This window comes from Streptococcus sp. HMSC073F11, assembly GCF_001810785.1.
In the GTDB taxonomy this organism is placed as follows: domain Bacteria; phylum Bacillota; class Bacilli; order Lactobacillales; family Streptococcaceae; genus Streptococcus.
The window spans coordinates 22,045-40,798 of record NZ_KV802684.1; the positions used below are offsets into that span (position 1 = coordinate 22,045).

General features: G+C 38.9%; 17 protein-coding genes. 2 read left to right on the plus strand and 15 right to left on the minus strand.

Features of this window, described 5'->3' with window-relative positions:
• Positions 1-98: 98 nt before the first annotated feature.
• The 3 genes from HMPREF2764_RS00775 to rpoE all read right to left on the minus strand — a co-directional run bounded on the left by HMPREF2764_RS00775 (position 99) and on the right by rpoE (position 3,723).
• On the minus strand, positions 99-1,172 hold the full coding sequence (locus HMPREF2764_RS00775; protein ID WP_070526437.1) for an N-acetylmuramoyl-L-alanine amidase family protein: 1,074 nt from the start codon (positions 1,170-1,172) through the stop codon (positions 99-101).
• Positions 1,173-1,291: 119 nt separating this feature from the next.
• Positions 1,292-2,899, minus strand: coding sequence for a CTP synthase (locus HMPREF2764_RS00780; RefSeq protein WP_070526441.1), 1,608 nt, complete (start codon positions 2,897-2,899; stop codon positions 1,292-1,294).
• A 236-nt stretch (positions 2,900-3,135) separates the two neighbouring features.
• Positions 3,136-3,723 (minus strand): DNA-directed RNA polymerase subunit delta, encoded by a 588-nt coding sequence (rpoE, locus tag HMPREF2764_RS00785; RefSeq protein ID WP_031227756.1) that lies wholly within the window; start codon positions 3,721-3,723, stop codon positions 3,136-3,138.
• Between the two features lie 377 nt (positions 3,724-4,100).
• Here rpoE and HMPREF2764_RS00790 point away from each other — a divergent pair, with 377 nt between their 5' ends.
• Positions 4,101-5,885 carry an ATP-binding protein gene (locus HMPREF2764_RS00790; protein ID WP_004257616.1) on the plus strand — a complete coding sequence of 595 codons (1,785 nt, stop codon included), beginning with the start codon at positions 4,101-4,103 and terminating at the stop codon, positions 5,883-5,885.
• A gap of 51 nt (positions 5,886-5,936) precedes the next feature.
• Here HMPREF2764_RS00790 and HMPREF2764_RS00795 read toward each other — a convergent pair whose 3' ends face one another.
• The 9 genes from HMPREF2764_RS00795 to HMPREF2764_RS00835 all read right to left on the minus strand — a co-directional run bounded on the left by HMPREF2764_RS00795 (position 5,937) and on the right by HMPREF2764_RS00835 (position 16,308).
• Positions 5,937-7,172, minus strand: a complete 1,236-nt coding sequence (locus HMPREF2764_RS00795; RefSeq protein WP_070526445.1) for a DNA cytosine methyltransferase — start codon at positions 7,170-7,172, stop codon at positions 5,937-5,939.
• A 94-nt stretch (positions 7,173-7,266) separates the two neighbouring features.
• Positions 7,267-9,918, minus strand: a complete 2,652-nt coding sequence (locus tag HMPREF2764_RS00800; protein ID WP_070526447.1) for a valine--tRNA ligase — start codon at positions 9,916-9,918, stop codon at positions 7,267-7,269.
• Positions 9,911-10,444 carry a restriction endonuclease subunit S gene (locus HMPREF2764_RS00805; RefSeq protein WP_033583689.1) on the minus strand — a complete coding sequence of 178 codons (534 nt, stop codon included), beginning with the start codon at positions 10,442-10,444 and terminating at the stop codon, positions 9,911-9,913. The genes HMPREF2764_RS00800 and HMPREF2764_RS00805 overlap by 8 nt, the downstream gene beginning before the upstream one ends.
• Positions 10,437-11,507: a restriction endonuclease subunit S gene (locus tag HMPREF2764_RS00810; RefSeq protein ID WP_070526450.1), complete on the minus strand. Its 1,071-nt coding sequence runs from the start codon at positions 11,505-11,507 to the stop codon at positions 10,437-10,439. The genes HMPREF2764_RS00805 and HMPREF2764_RS00810 overlap by 8 nt, the downstream gene beginning before the upstream one ends.
• Positions 11,500-12,510 carry a virulence RhuM family protein gene (gene rhuM, locus HMPREF2764_RS00815; RefSeq protein ID WP_070526453.1) on the minus strand — a complete coding sequence of 337 codons (1,011 nt, stop codon included), beginning with the start codon at positions 12,508-12,510 and terminating at the stop codon, positions 11,500-11,502. Before rhuM ends, HMPREF2764_RS00810 begins: the two co-directional genes overlap by 8 nt.
• Positions 12,503-14,485, minus strand: coding sequence for an HsdM family class I SAM-dependent methyltransferase (locus HMPREF2764_RS00820; RefSeq protein WP_045618122.1), 1,983 nt, complete (start codon positions 14,483-14,485; stop codon positions 12,503-12,505). Before HMPREF2764_RS00820 ends, rhuM begins: the two co-directional genes overlap by 8 nt.
• Before the next feature lie 19 nt (positions 14,486-14,504).
• On the minus strand, positions 14,505-15,062 hold the full coding sequence (locus tag HMPREF2764_RS00825) for a GNAT family N-acetyltransferase (RefSeq protein ID WP_033583658.1): 558 nt from the start codon (positions 15,060-15,062) through the stop codon (positions 14,505-14,507).
• Positions 15,040-15,627: a flavin reductase family protein gene (locus HMPREF2764_RS00830; RefSeq protein ID WP_033583656.1), complete on the minus strand. Its 588-nt coding sequence runs from the start codon at positions 15,625-15,627 to the stop codon at positions 15,040-15,042. The genes HMPREF2764_RS00825 and HMPREF2764_RS00830 overlap by 23 nt, the downstream gene beginning before the upstream one ends.
• Positions 15,628-15,912: 285 nt before the next feature.
• Entirely contained in the window at positions 15,913-16,308 is a 396-nt protein-coding gene (locus HMPREF2764_RS00835; RefSeq protein ID WP_070526457.1) for a helix-hairpin-helix domain-containing protein, read from the minus strand.
• 217 nt (positions 16,309-16,525) lie between these two features.
• Here HMPREF2764_RS00835 and HMPREF2764_RS00840 point away from each other — a divergent pair, with 217 nt between their 5' ends.
• Positions 16,526-16,831 carry a DUF898 family protein gene (locus tag HMPREF2764_RS00840; protein ID WP_033583653.1) on the plus strand — a complete coding sequence of 102 codons (306 nt, stop codon included), beginning with the start codon at positions 16,526-16,528 and terminating at the stop codon, positions 16,829-16,831.
• A 42-nt stretch (positions 16,832-16,873) separates the two neighbouring features.
• Here HMPREF2764_RS00840 and HMPREF2764_RS00845 read toward each other — a convergent pair whose 3' ends face one another.
• Genes HMPREF2764_RS00845 through HMPREF2764_RS00855 form a run of 3 tightly spaced genes read right to left on the minus strand, consistent with a single transcriptional unit; the run spans position 16,874 to position 18,705 of the window.
• Positions 16,874-17,128: a DUF1912 family protein gene (locus tag HMPREF2764_RS00845; protein WP_000119707.1), complete on the minus strand. Its 255-nt coding sequence runs from the start codon at positions 17,126-17,128 to the stop codon at positions 16,874-16,876.
• A gap of 9 nt (positions 17,129-17,137) precedes the next feature.
• Entirely contained in the window at positions 17,138-18,472 is a 1,335-nt protein-coding gene (locus tag HMPREF2764_RS00850) for a DUF438 domain-containing protein (RefSeq protein WP_070526460.1), read from the minus strand.
• Positions 18,472-18,705 carry a DUF1858 domain-containing protein gene (locus HMPREF2764_RS00855; protein ID WP_000368739.1) on the minus strand — a complete coding sequence of 78 codons (234 nt, stop codon included), beginning with the start codon at positions 18,703-18,705 and terminating at the stop codon, positions 18,472-18,474. The genes HMPREF2764_RS00850 and HMPREF2764_RS00855 overlap by 1 nt, the downstream gene beginning before the upstream one ends.
• Between the last annotated feature and the right edge of the window lie 49 nt (positions 18,706-18,754).

Genomic DNA, 18,754 nt, shown 5'->3' on the forward strand with positions numbered 1-18,754 from the left:
AGCAAACTAGGAAGCTAGCCGCAGCTTGCTCAAAGCAGCGTTTTGAGGTTGTGGATAAAGCTGACGTGGTTTGAAGAGATTTTCGAAGAGTATTATTCTTATTGCCAGGCACCTGAGTTGTCAACGTAGTAACCATCAGGCGTGTAGGTATTACGAAGCATCTTACCTGATGAAGCTAGATAATACCATTTGCCATTGTCTTTGACCCAATCATTCGCAAGCATGGCACCAGAAGAACTTACATAATACCATTCTCCCTTGTCATAAACCCAAGTGCTTGCTTTCATGGCTCCTGAAGTTGATAAATAGTACCACTTGCCTTGGTCATAAATCCAGTCACCAGCAATCATAGCCCCTGATGATTTAAAGGCATACCAGTTGCCACCTTGATAGAGCCAAGTTTGATTGAACATGACTCCTTTATCGTTCATAAAGTACCAAGTTCCCTTGTCCTTAACCCAATCCTTCTGCACTAATTGACCTTGTTTTTGATAGTACCAGTTTTGGTTTGATTTTAGCCAGCTTTCTGCTTTCACAATCGGATAAAGTTCTTTGAAAGATCCTCCAGCATATTTATGACTAATAGACTTTTGTTTTTCAAGTTTCAACTCGCCATTGCTATAGTCTGCCCAAGCAAAGACTTTTTGACCATTGACAGTCTCTGGTAAGGTAGCAGTGTAAGTCTTGGTTTGATAATCCCATTTTGTATCAAGGTAGGTGTATTGATTATTTGATTCTTCAATACGATAATAACCTCTCTTTCCACTATCATTATGAATATCATCCACAACTTTCGTTGACCAGGTCTTCACTTCGTTTCCGCTCTTAGCTTCTACCTTGATATTTCCTCTATAGCCATAGGGAACATAGAAATTCAGGTAACGTCCTTCTATACCAATCATAGACTTGTTCTTTTCTTGACCTAGAAAATTGACTGTCTGATCTTGACCATCGAGACTAACCGTCCACTCGATTTTCTCGGTTTTTGGCAAATCCAAGACTTTGATATCCACTTCATGACCATTATTAAATCGGAGAATCTTGCCATCTTGATACTGTACTCCACACTTAACAACCCATTCTTCTTTAAGCTCAAATGCCTGCCCTGAATGTGGAAAAGCCAGTAAAGCTAGACCAGCTAGAGACAAACCAAATAATGTGATTTTTTTCATCGTAGATCCTCCTTAGGATTTTTTATGTTAATTATATCACTATGTTTTTAAATTGCAAATATTATCCTAAATATGCAAGCAAAAAACCTCTGAGATTCTTCTCAAAGGTTCTGATTTGGCTAATTACTGTTCTCAACTGCTGCAGTGACAAAGGCAGTGTAGAGTTCTTCTGGACGATTTGGACGGCTTGACAGTTCAGGGTGATACTGACACGCTACAAAGAATTTATTTTCAGGAATTTCCACAATTTCGACCAAACGATTGTCTGGAGAAACTCCTGAAAAGACAAATCCTGCTGCCTCAAACTGCTCACGGAAGGCGTTATTAAACTCATAACGGTGACGGTGACGGCGTTGCACCACTTCTTGATTGTGATAAGCAGTCGCGGCCTTAGAGCCACGTTTCAACTTAGATGGATAAAGTCCCAAACGAAGGGTTCCACCCATATCCTCAACGTCAATCTGATCACGCATGATATCAATGATAGGGTATTTTGTTTCTGGTGCAAGCTCTGCAGAATTGGCACCTTCAAGACCCAAAACGTGACGAGCAAACTCGATACAAGTCAACTGCATTCCCAAGCAGACTCCCAACATTGGAACATCATTCTCACGCGCATAGCGGATGGCTTGGATTTTCCCTTCAGTACCACGTTGGCCAAAACCTCCTGGTACGATGATTCCGTCCGCATCAGACAAAAGCTCTGCCACATTCTCTGCTGTCACATCATTGGCATTGATCCAATTGATTTTAACTTCTGCGTCGTTGGCATAACCAGAGTGTTTCAAGGCTTCGACCACAGAAATGTAGGCATCTTGCAACTCCACATACTTACCGACAAGGGAAATTTTAACTTGTTTCTTGAGGTTCATGACCTTGTCCACCATGGCTGACCATTCTGTCATATCTGCTACTGGCGCGTCTAATTTCAAATGGTCACAGACAATTTGATCCATACCTTGTGCCTGCAAGTTTAATGGAATTTGGTAAAGGTGTTCAACATCCAACGATTCGATAACGGCTTCTGGTGCCACATCACAGAACTGTGCTAGTTTGTTTTTAATTCCTTGACCAGCTGGCTCTTCTGTACGAATAACCAACATATTTGGTTGGATTCCCAATCCACGTAATTCTTTGACAGAGTGTTGGGTTGGTTTGGTTTTCATTTCACCAGCTGCCTTGAGGTATGGAAGCAGGGTTGTATGGATATACATGACATTATCCGCACCCACATCTGCCTTCATCTGACGAAGGGCCTCTAAGAATGGCAAGGACTCGATATCTCCTACTGTTCCACCAACTTCTGTAATAATGACATCAGAATCAGTCGTTAGAGCGGCACGCTTGATTTTTTCTTTCAAAGCATCTGTGATATGAGGAATAACCTGAACAGTTGCCCCAAGGTATTCTCCACGGCGTTCCTTACGAAGAACTTCACTGTAAATTTTACCAGTTGTCACGTTGGAATATTTGTTAAGATTGATATCGATGAAACGTTCATAGTGACCCAAGTCCAAATCTGTCTCAGCTCCGTCATCTGTCACAAAAACTTCCCCGTGCTGGTAAGGACTCATAGTTCCCGGATCGATATTGATATAAGGGTCAAACTTTTGAATGGTTACTTTGAGACCACGATTTTTCAAGAGACGGCCTAGACTTGCTGCCACAATCCCTTTCCCAATAGACGATACCACACCACCAGTTACAAAAATATATTTCGTAGACATAGATTCCTCTTTCTAAAATGCTCAAGGTCTTGTTAACTACGAGGGGACATAGAAAACAAGACCCTACTAATAAGAATAATCTGGGACGACTGCACCAGATTCACAACTAAAATACAAGAAGATAACTTCTTGAAAAAACAAAAATAGCTCCCTAAGAACTAGGGAGCTCCGACCTCTAAAAGAGGTGCCCGAACAATATGATACCTAAAAATAGGATAATTGTCAATAGCTAACTTTTATTCCTCGATGTTTTCAGAATCATCGTCTGAAAACTCGTCATCTTCTTCATTGAGATCCACGTCTTCACCCAAGTCATCAGGAGCAATTTCGTTGATTTCTGCATCGTAAGCTTCCACTTCATTTTTCTCATCATCTGGATTTTCATCATCGTATGAAAGAGCTGGATCTGCTTCGTATGCATCTTCGTCTTCTGGATCATCCGCATTATAGTCAATGGCATCTGAATCACCATCCATGAAGGCATTGACACGTTTTTTCTTAGCTTTTGGTGCTACTTCATCGTCGTCATTTTCTTCAAGAGCGATGATTTCTTCGTCGATTTCGTCCACACCATACCATGAACGAAGACCCCATTTGTTGTCTCCAAGAGAGATGAAGCTACCGTCAAAGTTCAACTCTGTGTAAAACAAAGGCAAAGCTTCGCGGATATCGCTGTTTGATGTTCCAAGGTAGTTTTGAATTTCGTTTACAAGATCGCTAAAATGCATCTCATGGTCGCGACCACGAAGTTCCAAGATAGCACGCGCCACCTCAATCATAGATAGTTCACTTTTTTCTTGCCCAGCAAATACTTCTAATTCCAAAGCGTTTCTCCTCATTTATACTACTATCGCCAGAGTAAACAGACTCTGACCTCATTTTATCATTTACTCTTTATTTTACGATAATTTTACGGAATAGTCAAAGGTTAAAATAGATTTGTCTGTGATTTATTGAGTAAAATCAATTGATTTTATCACATGGTAAATTTTAAAATATTTGTTAAAATATTATTTGGAGGAAGGTTATGTCAAAAAAATAATAAATGTTGTTGCAGCAGCAATTACTGTGTTGTCAAACTACTATTATGAATCCAATACAAAATAGATTTGAATCAAAATGAATGACCAGTATTAACGATATTTTACTTTTAAAATATGATATACTATATTTAACAAAATATTAAACACAGGAGTCCGATATGTCAGCAGAATTTACACTTAACTATCATGCTGCAACAATTCAACACCTAGGTATTGGATTATATAAACAGTTACCACAGGCAATTGCCGAACTCATCAGCAATTCTTGGGATGCTGATAGCCATAATGTTAAAATTCATATTAATTATCGAGAAAAAATAATAACCGTATCAGACGACGGCAATGGTATGTCAGCACAAGAGCTAAATGAAAATTTTTTGACCATTGCTAGAAATAGACGATTGACAGATAAAATAAATGATGAAAAAAATGAAGCCGGACTATCGAAAAACGGCAGAAAAGTTACAGGAAAAAAAGGACTTGGAAAACTAGCTTTATTTGGTATTGCTAATACAATTATTATTGATAGCATTCAAAATAAGAAACTAAACTCTTTTGAATTGAATTATAATGACATACAGGGCTCATCAAATAATACATATCATCCAAAAACAATCCATTATAATGTTCAAACCGACGAACCAAATGGTACAAAAATAACCATTAAAGACATTACTTTAAAAAATCTGACTAAAATCGATACATTATATGATAGTCTTTCTAAAAGATTTAACAAGTATTCCCGTACAGATTTTTTAGTAACTTTAGCAAGCGATGACGGTACCATTAAGGAATTAGATGAAGAGGTATTTATCAATAGTATACGACCTAAGAAAGACGAAATTGAGTTTACTTTTTCTTTTCCAGATGATTTTGAAACTCTTACAAATAAACAATCTCAAATAGTCATTCATAACCTTAAAGAGTATCATATAAACGGGATTATTTGCACCAAGAAAACACCTTTACAGGCCAATCAACGTGGGTTTTCAGTACTATCTAGAGGAAAGCTAGCGAGTGAACAATCTGTTACACAATTTCAAGATAGAGCAAATGATAATTTCTATAGTTATGCAGCCGGTTACTTTAATATTGATTTTCTTGATGATGATAATAAAAAAGATTTTATTTCAACAGATAGACAATCTATTAGATGGGAAGCTGATGACGAATTAATAGAAATCAAAGAAAATCTTAACAAACTAATAGGAATTATTCAAAGAGAATGGAAAAAGCGACGTTCCGAAGCAAAAGAGAAAAAAGCACAAGAAAATATTCAAAAAACTCCTTCTTTAGCAGAAACCACATTATCAACCGAAGATAAAGAAAGCATCAATAAAATTAGCAAAGCATTAGAAAATGATGATGTTGATGTCCCAGAAAAAACAAAACAAAATATTTTAGATTTTGCAATAAAATCAACTACCTCATATAAAAAAGATAACAGTGTGTATAAAGAACTAGTCCCAGCTAATTTTAGAGTTCCACAAAATATTGGTACTAAAATCCGAAGGCTAAGAGAGGAGATGATAGAAGCAGCAGAAGATAAAGATATCAATCGATTCATTCTAACCCAAGGCCTACTACTACGTGCAATGATTGAAAGTACAACAACTGTATTATTGAAACGCTACTGGGAGGAAGCAAGTGCTGATGACTTAATCAGAATAAATAACACTCCAAAAAAATTGACTGCTGAAAATCAAGTTGATCCTCTCTCATTTAAGGTTAAGTATGAAACTATGATTCGACTGCTTTCTATAAAAGGGAAGATAGCCCCAAATAGAGTTCAAAGCCTAATTGACGAATTTTCAAGTATAAGAGCAACAGAGCATTTAAATACATTAATGCATGATGCTCATAATTTCCCTCAATTTAATACCTTAAAAACAATATGGAATGCTGTAGCTCCTCAACTTCTTGCTGCTTTCGATCTTTTGTAACTAAAAAATCAACATATGTTCAATCTCTAAATGACGAACATATGTTGATTTTTATTTAAACTCCAATGTTAAAATCGTATCAGCCATCTTTTTGCTAAAAATTGGAGGTACAGCATTGCCAATTTGAGTAAAAGCGCTGGTTCTAGAGTCTAAGAAATAGTAATTATCTGGAAATCCCTGTAATCTAGCTGCCTCTCTCACAGTAATTGATCTATTTTGTTTTGTATCTGGATGAATATAATGATGACCATCTTTTGAAATATGTGCAACTACTGTATGTGATGGAGAATTCCATGAAAGAGCTTTGAATCTGTCCAAAAATTTATCCGTATGTTTATGGGTTTTTAGCTTTGAGTCAAGTTCACTATATTTAATATTTTTACCATTTTTCTTAGCTTCTGCTACAATTTTATAAATTGCTAAGTCGTTGCTATTATTTGGTCTTGCAATATTTTGAGTTAATGGCGTTTTAGAATCCTGTAAAAAATTTTGTTCAACATAATCATTTGATAAATTTGTATAAGAATTGTTTACTTCTCCCGCCTTCAAACTAGGTAATCCCTGAAAAGCTGTTTTAACATCCACCTCATTTTCTTCATATTTTTTAAGATTTTTAAAGAATTCTTGAATGAGTTCTTTTTTCTCATTCATCACTCCAAAAATAATAAGTCTTTCTCTTGATTGTGGGACACCATAGTTTTTAGTATTTAAAACTTCATAACCTAAAGAATAGCCAGCCTCTTCAAATTCTTTTTTCATTCTAGGTAATAAAAACTCATCATCAGCATCTCTAAAGCTCAATAATCCTTTTACATTTTCAAAAATAAAAAATTTGGGTTGATACTTGTTTAAAAAATGTATATAAAATTTATATAAATAAATTCTTTCATCTGAAGACTTTTTACTTGCATTTCTAGCTCTTCCAATGGTTGAATAAGCTTGACATGGAGGACCACCTATAATTCCATCAACGTTTTCCCCTAAATCATCAAAAAAACTAAAAATACTGTGAATATTTTCTTGACTAATTTCAAAGTTAAGAATTTTATTCAATTTTTCTTGAGGTATATGTTTCAACAAATCCTCTATACTAGTCTTACTATTTAGAAAATCATTATAAAGTCCTAATTTATTTTTTTCCTTTAAATAATAATATACTTCCCTAAGTTTTAAAGTTTCACAAGCCGCTTTTTCTTTCTCTACATGACCCAATATTTTATATTGCTGATTTCTGAATCCCTCAGTTAATCCGCCTGCACCACTAAATAAATCTATTATATTAATCATAATTAAGCCTTTTAAATAAATAAAATATATTACATCAAATACACACTATTATTCATTATACCAAAAACCCCAGCAAATTGCCGAGGTTTATAACTTATTTTACCAACTTCTTCATCTCATCAATACGTGCGACGGTCGCGTCGTACTTAGCTTGGTAGTCGGCTTGTTTGTCGCGTTCTTTTTGGACGACTTCTGGTTTGGCGTTGGCTACGAAGCGTTCGTTAGAAAGCTTTTTGCCGACCATATCCAGTTCTTTTTGCCATTTAGCCAGTTCCTTATCGAGACGAGCGAGTTCTTCTTCGACGTTGAGGAGGTCTGCGAGTGGCAAGTAGATTTCTGCTCCTGTGATGACGCTTGACATAGCGAGTTCAGGTGCAGGGATGGTTGATGCGATTTCCAAGTGTTCTGGATTTGTGAAGCGTTTGATGTAGTTGACATTGCTGTTAAAGAAGGCTTCCAAGTTGCCATCGCTTGTCTTCACAAGGATAGTGATAGGCTTGCTTGGTGCTACGTTTACTTCTGCACGCGCATTACGAACAGCACGGATCAAGTCTTTGAGGCTTTCCACACCTGTGTGAGCCACAAGGTCTTCAAAGGCTGGGTTAACAGTTGGGTATTCTGCTGTAACGATAGAGCCCTCTGAGATTTGTCCAAAGATCTCCTCTGTCACGAATGGCATGATTGGGTGAAGGAGGCGAAGGATCTTGTCCAACGTGTAAAGGAGAACAGAACGTGTGATGACTTTCTCTTCTTCGTTATCGCTATAAAGGACTTCCTTAGTCAACTCAACATACCAGTCCGCAAACTCGTCCCAGATGAAGTTGTAGAGGATGTGTCCAGCCACACCAAACTCAAACTTGTCAAAGTTTTCAGTAACTTTGCCGATCGTTTCATTGAGGTTGTGGAGAATCCAGCGGTCTGTGACATTTCCAGCTTCCTTATTGGCAACTTTTTCGACATTAACCGTTGCTTGCTCAAGGGTCAATCCTTCATTGTTCATGAGGATGTAGCGAGAGATGTTCCAGATCTTGTTAATGAAGTTCCAAGAAGCATCCATTTTCTCGTAAGAGAAGCGCACGTCTTGCCCTGGTGCTGAACCGTTTGAAAGGAACCAACGAAGGGCATCGGCACCGTATTTCTCGATAACATCCATCGGGTCAATCCCGTTACCGAGAGATTTTGACATCTTGCGTCCTTGCTCGTCACGAATGAGACCATGGATAAGAACGTTTTGGAATGGCTGACGGCCAGTGAATTCCAAGGATTGGAAGATCATACGAGACACCCAGAAGAAGATGATGTCGTAACCTGTTACCAAGGTTGAAGTTGGGAAGTAACGTTTGAAGTCTTCTGAGTCGACATCAGGCCAGCCCATGGTTGAGAATGGCCAAAGGGCAGAACTGAACCAAGTATCCAAGACGTCTTCGTCCTGAGTCCATCCGTCACCTTCTGGTGCTTCTTCACCGACGTACATTTCACCCTCAGCATTGTACCAAGCAGGGATTTGGTGCCCCCACCAGAGCTGACGAGAGATTACCCAGTCATGGACATTTTCCATCCATTGAAGGAAGGTATCGTTGAAACGAGGTGGGTAGAATTCAACCTTGTCTTCTGTATCTTGGTTGGCAATGGCATTTTTAGCCAATTGGTCCATCTTGACGAACCATTGTGTAGACAAACGTGGCTCAACCATAACCCCTGTACGCTCTGAGTGACCAACTGAGTGGGTCATCTTCTCAATCTTAACAAGGGCACCAATTTCTTCTAACTTCTTGATAACAGCCTTACGAGCTTCAAAGCGGTCCATGCCATTGAATTCACCAGCCAATTCATTCATGGTACCATCATCGTTCATAACGTTGACTTGTGGCAAGTTATGACGTTGACCAACCAAGAAGTCATTAGGGTCGTGGGCAGGAGTGATTTTAACCACACCGGTACCAAATTCAGGATCTGCGTGTTCGTCCCCAACTATTGGAATTGGCTTGTTCAAGATTGGCAAGATAACATTTTGACCAATCAAGTCTTTATAACGGTCATCATTTGGGTTAACCGCTACGGCAGTATCCCCAAACATGGTTTCAGGACGAGTTGTTGCTACTTCAAGGGCACGTGAACCATCTTCCAACATGTAGTTCATGTGGTAGAAGGCACCTTCCACATCCTTGTGAATAACCTCGATATCAGAAAGGGCTGTACGAGCTTTCGGATCCCAGTTGATGATAAATTCACCACGGTAGATCCAGCCCTTCTTGTAAAGCTCTACAAAGACCTTACGAACCGCTTTTGATAACCCTTCGTCAAGGGTGAAACGCTCACGAGAATAGTCTACAGAGAGCCCCATCTTCCCCCATTGTTCCTTGATGGTAGTGGCATACTCGTCTTTCCATTCCCAAACCTTATCGAGGAATTTCTCACGACCGAGGTCATAACGAGAGATGCCGTCCTCAGCCAAACGGGCTTCTACTTTAGCTTGAGTGGCAATCCCAGCATGGTCCATACCAGGAAGCCAAAGCGTATCAAAACCTTGCATGCGTTTTTGACGGATGATAATATCTTGCAGAGTCGTATCCCAAGCGTGACCAAGGTGGAGTTTCCCAGTTACGTTTGGTGGTGGAATTACGATTGAATAAGGCTTAGCCTTTTTATCGCCAGAAGGCTTGAAAACATCTGCATCAAGCCATTTTTGGTAACGACCAGCCTCAACCTCAGCTGGATTGTATTTAGGTGAAAGTTCTTTAGACATGTGTGTTCTCCTTGTTTAAGTAGTTCAATATCTTAAAAATTTGTTCTAATTCTTGTTTTTTCATATAAGAAGTCATATAGTCATAATCTGGCAATCCAGTTTTAGTAACTGGCAACATAATCTTTTGACGTTTCATGCGTTCGCCATTGAATTTATAACCATAGGCATACTTGATTTTTTGCGACAAAATCATTTGTTTCAAGAAAAGGTAGGTATATTTGTTTCCGTATATCTCGTCCTTCCATTTCAAACGTTTGACATCATCAGAAAAAATGGCTTCGTAGGGATGATAGAAATTTTCAACAACACTACCATTGTAATTTACACCGAGTACATTTGCATCAAGACTTTTATTTGTATTAGATACAAAAGCTGTAACTCCATTATCACTATCGCTAGCACCTACAAATGGTCTCAATCCAATTTCTTGATTTGCTTTTGTCAAACGAACGCCTGATTTAATCTCACAAACATCCTCAATCCAGAAATCTTTCCAAGAAATTTCACAAACTTTTTCTTCAAGAATGTTCTTCACTCTGATATATATATATATATTCGAGCACTTCTTGGGCTTTATCCAGTTCTAATTTTTTCACAAAGTCAGACATATATTGGAAATTAGGGTTACCTTCTTTATCAACTGGAAGAATGAGTTTTTCTCTTTTTATACGGGTGTCGTTAATCTCTCTGTTAAAAGAATATTTTTCTTCTAAGCGTTTAACAACGGTAGATAAAAATAGATAAGCGTATTTGTCTGCATTCTCAGACTTTAAAGCTGTTACGTGATCACTAGCCACAAACTCAAATTGCTGATAAAAAGTGGAACCGACACTTCCGCTATTGGCAAGAGTGAGGACATCTTCAAATTTCCGAACTCCTGTTTCATTTCCAATAAAGGCATCTACACCATTGTTTTCGGAAGTTGAGGAAATATAAGGTTTAGGACCATCTGTCTGATTAGCTTTTGTCAGACGTTTTCCTCTTTGAATTTCTTGAAAAACTTCAGTGAAACGAAATGTTTTCCATTCTACCTTGTCTAGTCCTGCCACATCTCCAGCTAGCTCAACCAATTTACGCTCATAATAATCAATGATTTTCTGAACTTGTTGCTTCTGTTCCTGCTTGATGTAATCTTCCATGAACTGCCAGTTAGGCTGACCTTGGGAATCCATCGGCAAAATTACGATTCTTTCTTTGAATCTAGTTCCTGTCAGACCTTTTCCATATCCAAAACCACAGTCTTTTATACTATTTCTAAAAGATTGAACCAAAAATATCCCTACGTTTTTGGAAATATTATCATTTTGGATAATATACATTTTATTTCCAGTAATATACTCCACTGACTGGTAAAAGAAATCTGCATTTTCAGCTCCGAGACTTATAGTATTTTTAGGATTTTTATGAACATTTATATTTTCAACTATTTCCTCTAAGCCATTGTTAAAAGATGTTCTTGTAATATATGGTATACCCTTTTTAGTGATTTTAAGATTATTTTTATGGTAAGGTTTTGAATTAGTTACTTCAAAAATATCTTTTACTTTAAACTCTCCCCACTCCACATCCGTCAATTTTAACTTACTCATCTTTGTCACCTGCCATTAGTTTTTTGATTTGCTTGTCAAAATCCGATACGATTTTCTGGGTACGGTTGAACTTCTCATATTCTTGACTGGCTTTCTCGTCTGCCTGTTTTTTAGAAATAGATCCTTTTCCTTCTAGAATTTCATATTCATTAAAAGAAAGGAAGCGGTCAATACTTTCCGCCAAAGATTGCATGGTAAAGGTATTACGGCGTTCAACCAAACCTTCAATATAGTCGAAGTAAGAGGTTACGGTACGCTCTAGCTGACGGATTTCGCTTTCTTGCAAATAATTCTTAGCAACTGTTACATCCGATTTCAGTACTCGGCCATCTGGTGCATTCTTCCAAGTCGTTAATCCCATTTGTTTCTTATCAGCGTCTGCCTTATGATAAATGATCTCAGTAGCGGTATTACCTGTAATAGCAAAATGAAACTTGTTCTGCACCATGGCATAGAAATTCTTAGTGATTTCAGAATTTCTATCGTAGTCAATAGCGCATTCCGCAAAAATATCGGTTATTTGCTGATAAATACGGCGTTCACTGGCACGGATGGAACGGATTCGCTCTAAGAGTTCACGGAAGTAATCTTGACCAAAGACCGTTTGTCCCTGTTTAAGACGCTCATCATCAAGTACGAACCCCTTAATAATAAATTCTTTTAAAGTATTAGTTGCCCAAATTCGAAATTGTGTCGCCTTTGTTGAATTGACGCGATAACCAACTGATATAATGGCATCAAGATTGTAATACTCCAATTCGCGCTGAACCGCTCTACTACCCTCTTTTTGAACTGTTCGAAATTTTCGAACAGTTGCCAGCTTGTCTAACTCGCCATCACTATAAATATTTGATAAATGGTGACTAACCGTTGATTTAGAAACTCCGAATAACTCAGAAATCCCTTTTTGTGTCAACCAAAGATTTTCATCTTGTAATAGAATATCTAAATTAACATCACCATTAGGTGTCGTATATAGGACAAAATTAGAAATTTCATTCATAATCGTCACCTTTTTCCGCTACCATCGGAAGTTCCTCAATATCGGTAATTTCTTGGTAATTCTCTTTCTCTTCTATTCCGAAAAGATAACCTCGTCCATGAGTAATCATATTGACTTCAAAAGTTAGATAATCTGCAATGGTCTTTTGAAAATCTTCCTCAGAAGGAATTTCATCATTAAAGTAATAGAAAGAGTGGAGCCACTCATCATCAGCTTCAATCGTTGTTTGAACACAGAACTTAGTTTCTGCTTCAGTGCGATCAAACCAGACATCAAGCAAGTGTTGTTTTTTATCTTTAGCCGTAGCTGTTTCAACTAGACCGATGTGTTTAGAGACTTCAAAACCATCATTTTCAAAGTTGATAAATTTGCATTCTTTTTCCGGACGATGCGGTATACCAGCTGTAAATACTGCAATACAAGGGTTTGTTCCCACGCCATAAAAGGTATTTTTATTAAGTGTAATAACACCTTCTAAAGTATGGTGTTTTAAAATATTTTGTTTAGTTTCTTTTTCAAACTTGGTCTTCCCTGTAAAGGTGGACTGAGGAACGATGACAACCGCCTTAGCACCTTCAACTAAAGAATTTAACAGGTGTTCTGTAAAGTTGATTTCATACAGATCTGTATTGGCTGTCGAACCCATTGAATATGGCGGATTCATCATACCAACGTTGCATTGTTTTAGCTGAAGCTTACTAGGATTTTGGCGTAGAAAGTCTTGGTTTTCAAGGTTACTTTTCCCATCACCTCGTAATATCATATTCGTCGTAGCAATTGTAAACATATAAGATTGTTCTTCAATCCCGAAGAGCTGATGTTTCCGAATTTGGTCACGTTGAGAATCATTTTCTGCTTTTGTTAACATATCATGCATAGCAGCGATTAGGAAGCCTGCTGTACCGCAAGTCGGATCAAAAACCTTATCCGTCGGTTTCAAATCAACCAAATCACAAAACAGTTCCGTGATATGCTTTGGTGTTAAAACAATGCCTAAGTTCTGGCCATCTCCTCCAGAGTAAGACATGAATTCTCCGTAAAAACGACCTAGATAATCTTCAGCAGAACTGTTATATCTTAAACTTTGATAAATACTCTTATAAAGAAATTCTGTGAAATGTTTGATAGGTGTTTTACCTAGATTAGCATTTTTTTCATTAATTTTCACATCGTCTCTAATGATAGCAAACTGACTAAGTAGTTTATCTTTTTTTACTTCAGGAGACACATTAGCGCGCTGAAGGTTAGACTTGATGGCAGTATAAATCTTTGAGCCGTCTGTTTTTACAGTATCTCCAGTTAAACTTTCCAGAGAGAAGTTTCCATGCTCCGTTTCTCTCAATGCTAACAGAATTCCTGAAACAATCAGAGGTTTGTTCTTTTCCTCAATATTGCCGTAATTTCTCAAATCATTGTGTAAAGTCGCGGCATCTTTTAAAATTTCAGCAGTTTCTTTTTCAAAATTGGTTTCTTCTTGAAGAATCTCTTTTACGTAATACTCATCAATATTATCTATTGAAAAGGAAATAAGGGTCTCAATATCCGCAAGTTCAAAATATTCACCACGTTCATTTACAAAAACAGGAGTAATGCGATGTTTTTTTTCATTGCCACTAATTCCAACAGCAATGATTTTTTTGTAACTAACCTTATCTGCTAAATGTTTAGCATAAAAGACCGCTCCGTTTACTGCATAGTCTGTATTTGATTTGACATCATCAGCAATCAAATCATCATCTGTATAATTGATATGTTTTGATAATCCAGGTTTATCTTCAATAATGATTAAGAAGTCTTTAACAATTCCAACGTATTCTGGGAAGCCTGAATTTCCAGTCCCTTTTTTCGAAGCAGTCTTCAGTGCTTCATTAATCTCTTTAACATTACTTCCCTGCGCATCAAAATTTTCACGGATTCCTGCTTCTTTTAAAAGTTCATGAACCCATAAATCAGTATTTACTTCTTTTTTTGCCATTATTCATCTCTTTTCATTACTAAATTTCCCACTCACTCCTCAGCAAGCCATATATCAGACTGTCACAGCGGTTTCCTTGAACATCCGTTCTGTCCCGGATGCGGGCTTCGAGGGTAAAGCCAAGTTTCTCTGCAACTCGTTGACTTTGAAGGTTATACCCAAAGCAAGTCAGTTCAATCTTGTGAAGATCAAGTTCTTTAAAAGCTAGGTCAATCAAGGCACGTGCCGCCTCTGGAACATAACCTAGACCCCAATAGTTTGGGTGCAAGGTATAGCCAATCTCCAGCACGTCGTCTTCGTGTCGATGAGGAAAATCAACAGAGCCGATGATTGTATCAGTTCCTTTGACCACAATGCCATAACCAGCTGGGAGATTGTCCTTTTCATTGCGTTCGGGAAGAATGTGCTCCAGATAATAAATCTCATCTTCCAAGATCTTGACGGGTGGAAAACCAGCGGGATAAGAAACTTCTGGAAGACTGGCATAGTCAAATATATCCTCAGCATCCGCCACTGTGCGGACTCGCAAGACCAGTCGCTCCGTTTCGATTCGCTCAGGTAATGTTACTCTTGCCATCCTTCCTCCTCGCTTTCTTGATGAAGTTCCCCATAGGGTCGACACGATCATCTAAATAACGATAAACGCGCTGGTGGCCGTCCCCCATAAAGTAAGTTGGCGAAAAACGGTCATTTTTAAAATGCCCCTTGTCATCCAAGAGCTCAGGATCAGCAAGTCGCTCGAGAATCTTGGCAAAGATATGGCAGATGCCGTCTTCCTCGATAATCCTATCTACCTGACAGTCCAATACGACTGGACAGGCCTTTAAAATCGGTGCCTGAGTCTGTTCAGAAATCTCATAGTCTAGCCCCAAGTGTCCCAACTTTTCTCGATGGCTAATAAAACCAGCCTGCTCCATTTCGAGCATGAGGTTTTCATCAGGTATGTTCACAGTAAACTTCTGGAAATGCTTGATTTGCTCAGCCGCATTTTCCTCAGCACCAACACCTATGACTAGCCAATCTCCCAAGCTATAAGAGGAGCTACAGGTCGTAATATTGTGCCCAAAATTCTGATCCTGATATCCCAAAATGAAGATAGGAAAGCCATAGTAGAGCTTACTTGTTTTAAAAGATTGCTTCATAACAACCTCCTTTGACTAAGACGCAAAAAAAGAAAAGCCCTGCCATATCCATGACAGGGACGAATGTGTTTATCCGCGGTACCACCCAATTTCGGGCAGAGCCCGCAACTCTCGTCTTTAAAACAAAAAGACACTTTTATTTCAATTTTTCATCCATTAGCAACCAGTTTCGACACATTTGTGGACTTCTCAACACCGCCACTTTCTGTAAAATGTGGGACTCAAAACACCTCTAATGGCTTTATTTTAACAAGTTTTTGACGGAAATGCAAGGGGCAAGAAAGATTACTTGAACTTGATGCCGTTTTCTTTTAATTTCTTGATGGTAGCTGGACCGATTCCTTTTAAGGCAAGGAGTTCTTTTTCTGTCCAATTTTTGAAATCAGTAGTAGACTTGATTCCTTCATCGTAGAAAGTCTTGGCACGGTCGACTGAAAGTCCACCTAGGTTGGCTGCGAATTCTTCTACAGAGCTTGTAACTTTTTGAGCTTGCTCTTTAGTTGCTTCTACTGCTTGTTCCACTTTTTTAGAGACAACTTTCCCTGCTTCGCTAGCAGATTTTTCTGCATGTTTCACAACTTTTTTTGTTTCTTCGACAACCTTGGTCACCGTACTTGAAAATGCACCTGAACGACGAAGGCTGTTTCGTAATTGTTTTTTCCGTTGGAGTTTCTTTGACATGATAAAATCCTTTCAATAAAAAATCCCTGTTCTGACAAGGATTTAATAAAGATATTCTATCAAGATTTTGGGAAAAAATCAAGAAAGGAAACGAGATTGCTCCTAAAAATCTAGCCGTTTTTTCTTTCAATCTAATTTGACAATGATTCAACTTCTTGATAAAACATGCAGTAATGTGCAAGACTAATTCACGTAAAAAGCTGATAAGGAGAAGAATATGAATAATGAAAGTTACTTTGATGGTGGTCTTTTGAGCTACGTTGGATATGCTATCCTAGCCATGCTTATCATAGTTTTTACTATTGGAATCGCTACGCCTTGGGCAGTTTGTATGATGCAAAACTGGAAAGTCAATCACACTGTCATCGATGGGCGTCGCCTCTATTTTGACGGAACAGGTTCTCAATTATTCGGGAACTGGATCAAGTGGTTCTTGCTCACCATCATCACTTTGGGCATCTATTCATTCTGGTTGCATATTAAAATGGAACAATGGATTACCAAACACACACATCACGTATAAACAGAAAAAGTGCGTTCATACGCACTTTTTGATTTACAACGATTAATAATTTCTCTCGCCAAACAATCCTTCTGGCAAATCATGAAATCCCTTGCCTGCTTTGAAATTTTCAAACTTACCAAGCAAGAACTGATAAGCATCCAAGCGGCTTTCGTAGCGAATCATGGCATCTTTGGCACGCTCGTCTTGGTCTTCTTCGTAAACCTTCTGACTTTCCTTATGCGCCATGTCGTTGATCATGATCTGGGTGTTCACCCAGGCCTCAAATTCCTTCATAAATTCTTGTTCGTAACTCATTGATTCTCCTTATTCTAATCCACGGAAGTAGTCCGTATCAATCTCACGGTAAGGCTGGATATCCTGAACATACTCTAGGACTCCTTGAAATTCCCCGTTCTCATCGTGTACTGCAGCATAGGTGATGTGGACAAACTTGCCTCGCGACTCCGACTTGAACCACATTTCATACTTGTCTTTTTTACCTTCACGAAGACCTTTCATAACGGCCTTCACCTTGTCTAGGTACTTAGGCGGATGGCAGAGTTCTACATTACGCCCGACTTGGGACGGCGTCCGTTTGAAAATCATCTCATCAGCTGGCGCATTGTCATTGTAATACTGGAAAATGTCGTCTTTATTGACAAAGGTAATCTCCATAGGGAGGTGATTGAGGATGAGGTTGGCCTGCTCGACTGAGAGATAGCCATTGCCAAAAGCCTGTTGGCTATGACGGTCCAGCACTGCTTCCTTTTCCTTAGGGGTAAAGGTAATGGTGAACTGGCCTTCTGGTGTATCGATAACTTGCTGAACTTGACCTTCTGCCGTGTCTAGTTGCACGGGCTCCTCTGCACTCTTTTCCTCAACAAAGCTCTGTCGCTCAGGCACCCATTTCTCGGACGGACGAATGATGGCATAGCCGTAGGCATCGCTCTCCTCCGCAATCTGAATCCAGTCATCCTGGGTGAACGACTCAAGGAGAATCATGAGGAGGATGGACTCTTCCTTGAAAATCATACTTTCAAACTCTGTCGCAAAAGCTTCAAAAGCTTCCTTTACACTTCTAATCGACACTTCTGGTAGTGCTTTGGCTGTCGTTAGAGCTATCTGAAAGAGTTCCCTGATCTGGTCATCCACTCCCCACATAACTTTGGGAGGTGAATCGTGACCATAGCGCTCCATGATGGGAAAGAAGAGCTCTTCCTTGCGCTGGTAGTGGATGTCAAATTGCCCCAAAAGCCCCATTTGACGGACCAAGCCCTTGCGCATCTCCGCAAGCATTTCCTCGTCTTCCATAGACTCATAGGTATCTAACAATCTCCGAATGCGAATCAAGGCTGCACGAAGAGCCAGATTTTCATCCTTAAAGACGCGAACGGGGTGGCCAGGATGCTCGGTATCCTCTACTTCGACACCCTTAACAGCGTTTTTAAAAAGATTGGCATGGACATCGCAGAGTTCCATGACATCTTCAAAGGTGACACCTGAGTCTGAGTTCATCAGCTCGTGCTCCATGAGGGAAATCTCGATGGCTGACACACCTGTAAAGGTCGCATCAAAACGCTCCTGAACTGACTCAGGAGAGGCACCATTGTGCAATTCTAACAAAATATCCCGCAGGATATGAATCTGTTCATCTGTCATTAGTCTAATCCAATCACTTCGTAGCCATTTGCTTCCAGCGTGCGGACAATCTTGTCCATAGGAGTTCCTTCAAGCTTAGAACCTTGCTTAAGCGATACTTTGCGACCGACAGTATTGCGCATCAAGGGATTGGCTAGAGGTTTAAAACCCAGCTCCACTAGAATTTCCAAGACTTCTGGATGCTTGTCCACCACTTCTGCAACGGGAATTGACACATCGATGATATTATCCATGACGACCTCCATGTATGTTCTAATACTCAATGAAAATCAAAGAGCAAAC

What these genes read in the sequence shown, in the direction of transcription:
- HMPREF2764_RS00825 (WP_033583658.1), bottom strand. Translation starts at nt 15,062, where the DNA reads ATGGCAAGAGTAACATTACCTGAGCGAATCGAAACGGAGCGACTGGTC.
- HMPREF2764_RS00850 (WP_070526460.1), bottom strand. Translation starts at nt 18,472, where the DNA reads ATGACAGATGAACAGATTCATATCCTGCGGGATATTTTGTTAGAATTG.
- HMPREF2764_RS00855 (WP_000368739.1), bottom strand. Translation starts at nt 18,705, where the DNA reads ATGGATAATATCATCGATGTGTCAATTCCCGTTGCAGAAGTGGTGGAC.
- HMPREF2764_RS00840 (WP_033583653.1), top strand. Translation starts at nt 16,526, where the DNA reads ATGAATAATGAAAGTTACTTTGATGGTGGTCTTTTGAGCTACGTTGGA.
- HMPREF2764_RS00780 (WP_070526441.1), bottom strand. Translation starts at nt 2,899, where the DNA reads ATGTCTACGAAATATATTTTTGTAACTGGTGGTGTGGTATCGTCTATT.
- HMPREF2764_RS00835 (WP_070526457.1), bottom strand. Translation starts at nt 16,308, where the DNA reads ATGTCAAAGAAACTCCAACGGAAAAAACAATTACGAAACAGCCTTCGT.
- HMPREF2764_RS00795 (WP_070526445.1), bottom strand. Translation starts at nt 7,172, where the DNA reads ATGATTAATATAATAGATTTATTTAGTGGTGCAGGCGGATTAACTGAG.
- HMPREF2764_RS00775 (WP_070526437.1), bottom strand. Translation starts at nt 1,172, where the DNA reads ATGAAAAAAATCACATTATTTGGTTTGTCTCTAGCTGGTCTAGCTTTA.
- HMPREF2764_RS00810 (WP_070526450.1), bottom strand. Translation starts at nt 11,507, where the DNA reads ATGAGTAAGTTAAAATTGACGGATGTGGAGTGGGGAGAGTTTAAAGTA.
- HMPREF2764_RS00830 (WP_033583656.1), bottom strand. Translation starts at nt 15,627, where the DNA reads ATGAAGCAATCTTTTAAAACAAGTAAGCTCTACTATGGCTTTCCTATC.
- HMPREF2764_RS00800 (WP_070526447.1), bottom strand. Translation starts at nt 9,918, where the DNA reads ATGTCTAAAGAACTTTCACCTAAATACAATCCAGCTGAGGTTGAGGCT.
- HMPREF2764_RS00790 (WP_004257616.1), top strand. Translation starts at nt 4,101, where the DNA reads ATGTCAGCAGAATTTACACTTAACTATCATGCTGCAACAATTCAACAC.
- rhuM (WP_070526453.1), bottom strand. Translation starts at nt 12,510, where the DNA reads ATGAATGAAATTTCTAATTTTGTCCTATATACGACACCTAATGGTGAT.
- HMPREF2764_RS00845 (WP_000119707.1), bottom strand. Translation starts at nt 17,128, where the DNA reads ATGAGTTACGAACAAGAATTTATGAAGGAATTTGAGGCCTGGGTGAAC.
- HMPREF2764_RS00820 (WP_045618122.1), bottom strand. Translation starts at nt 14,485, where the DNA reads ATGGCAAAAAAAGAAGTAAATACTGATTTATGGGTTCATGAACTTTTA.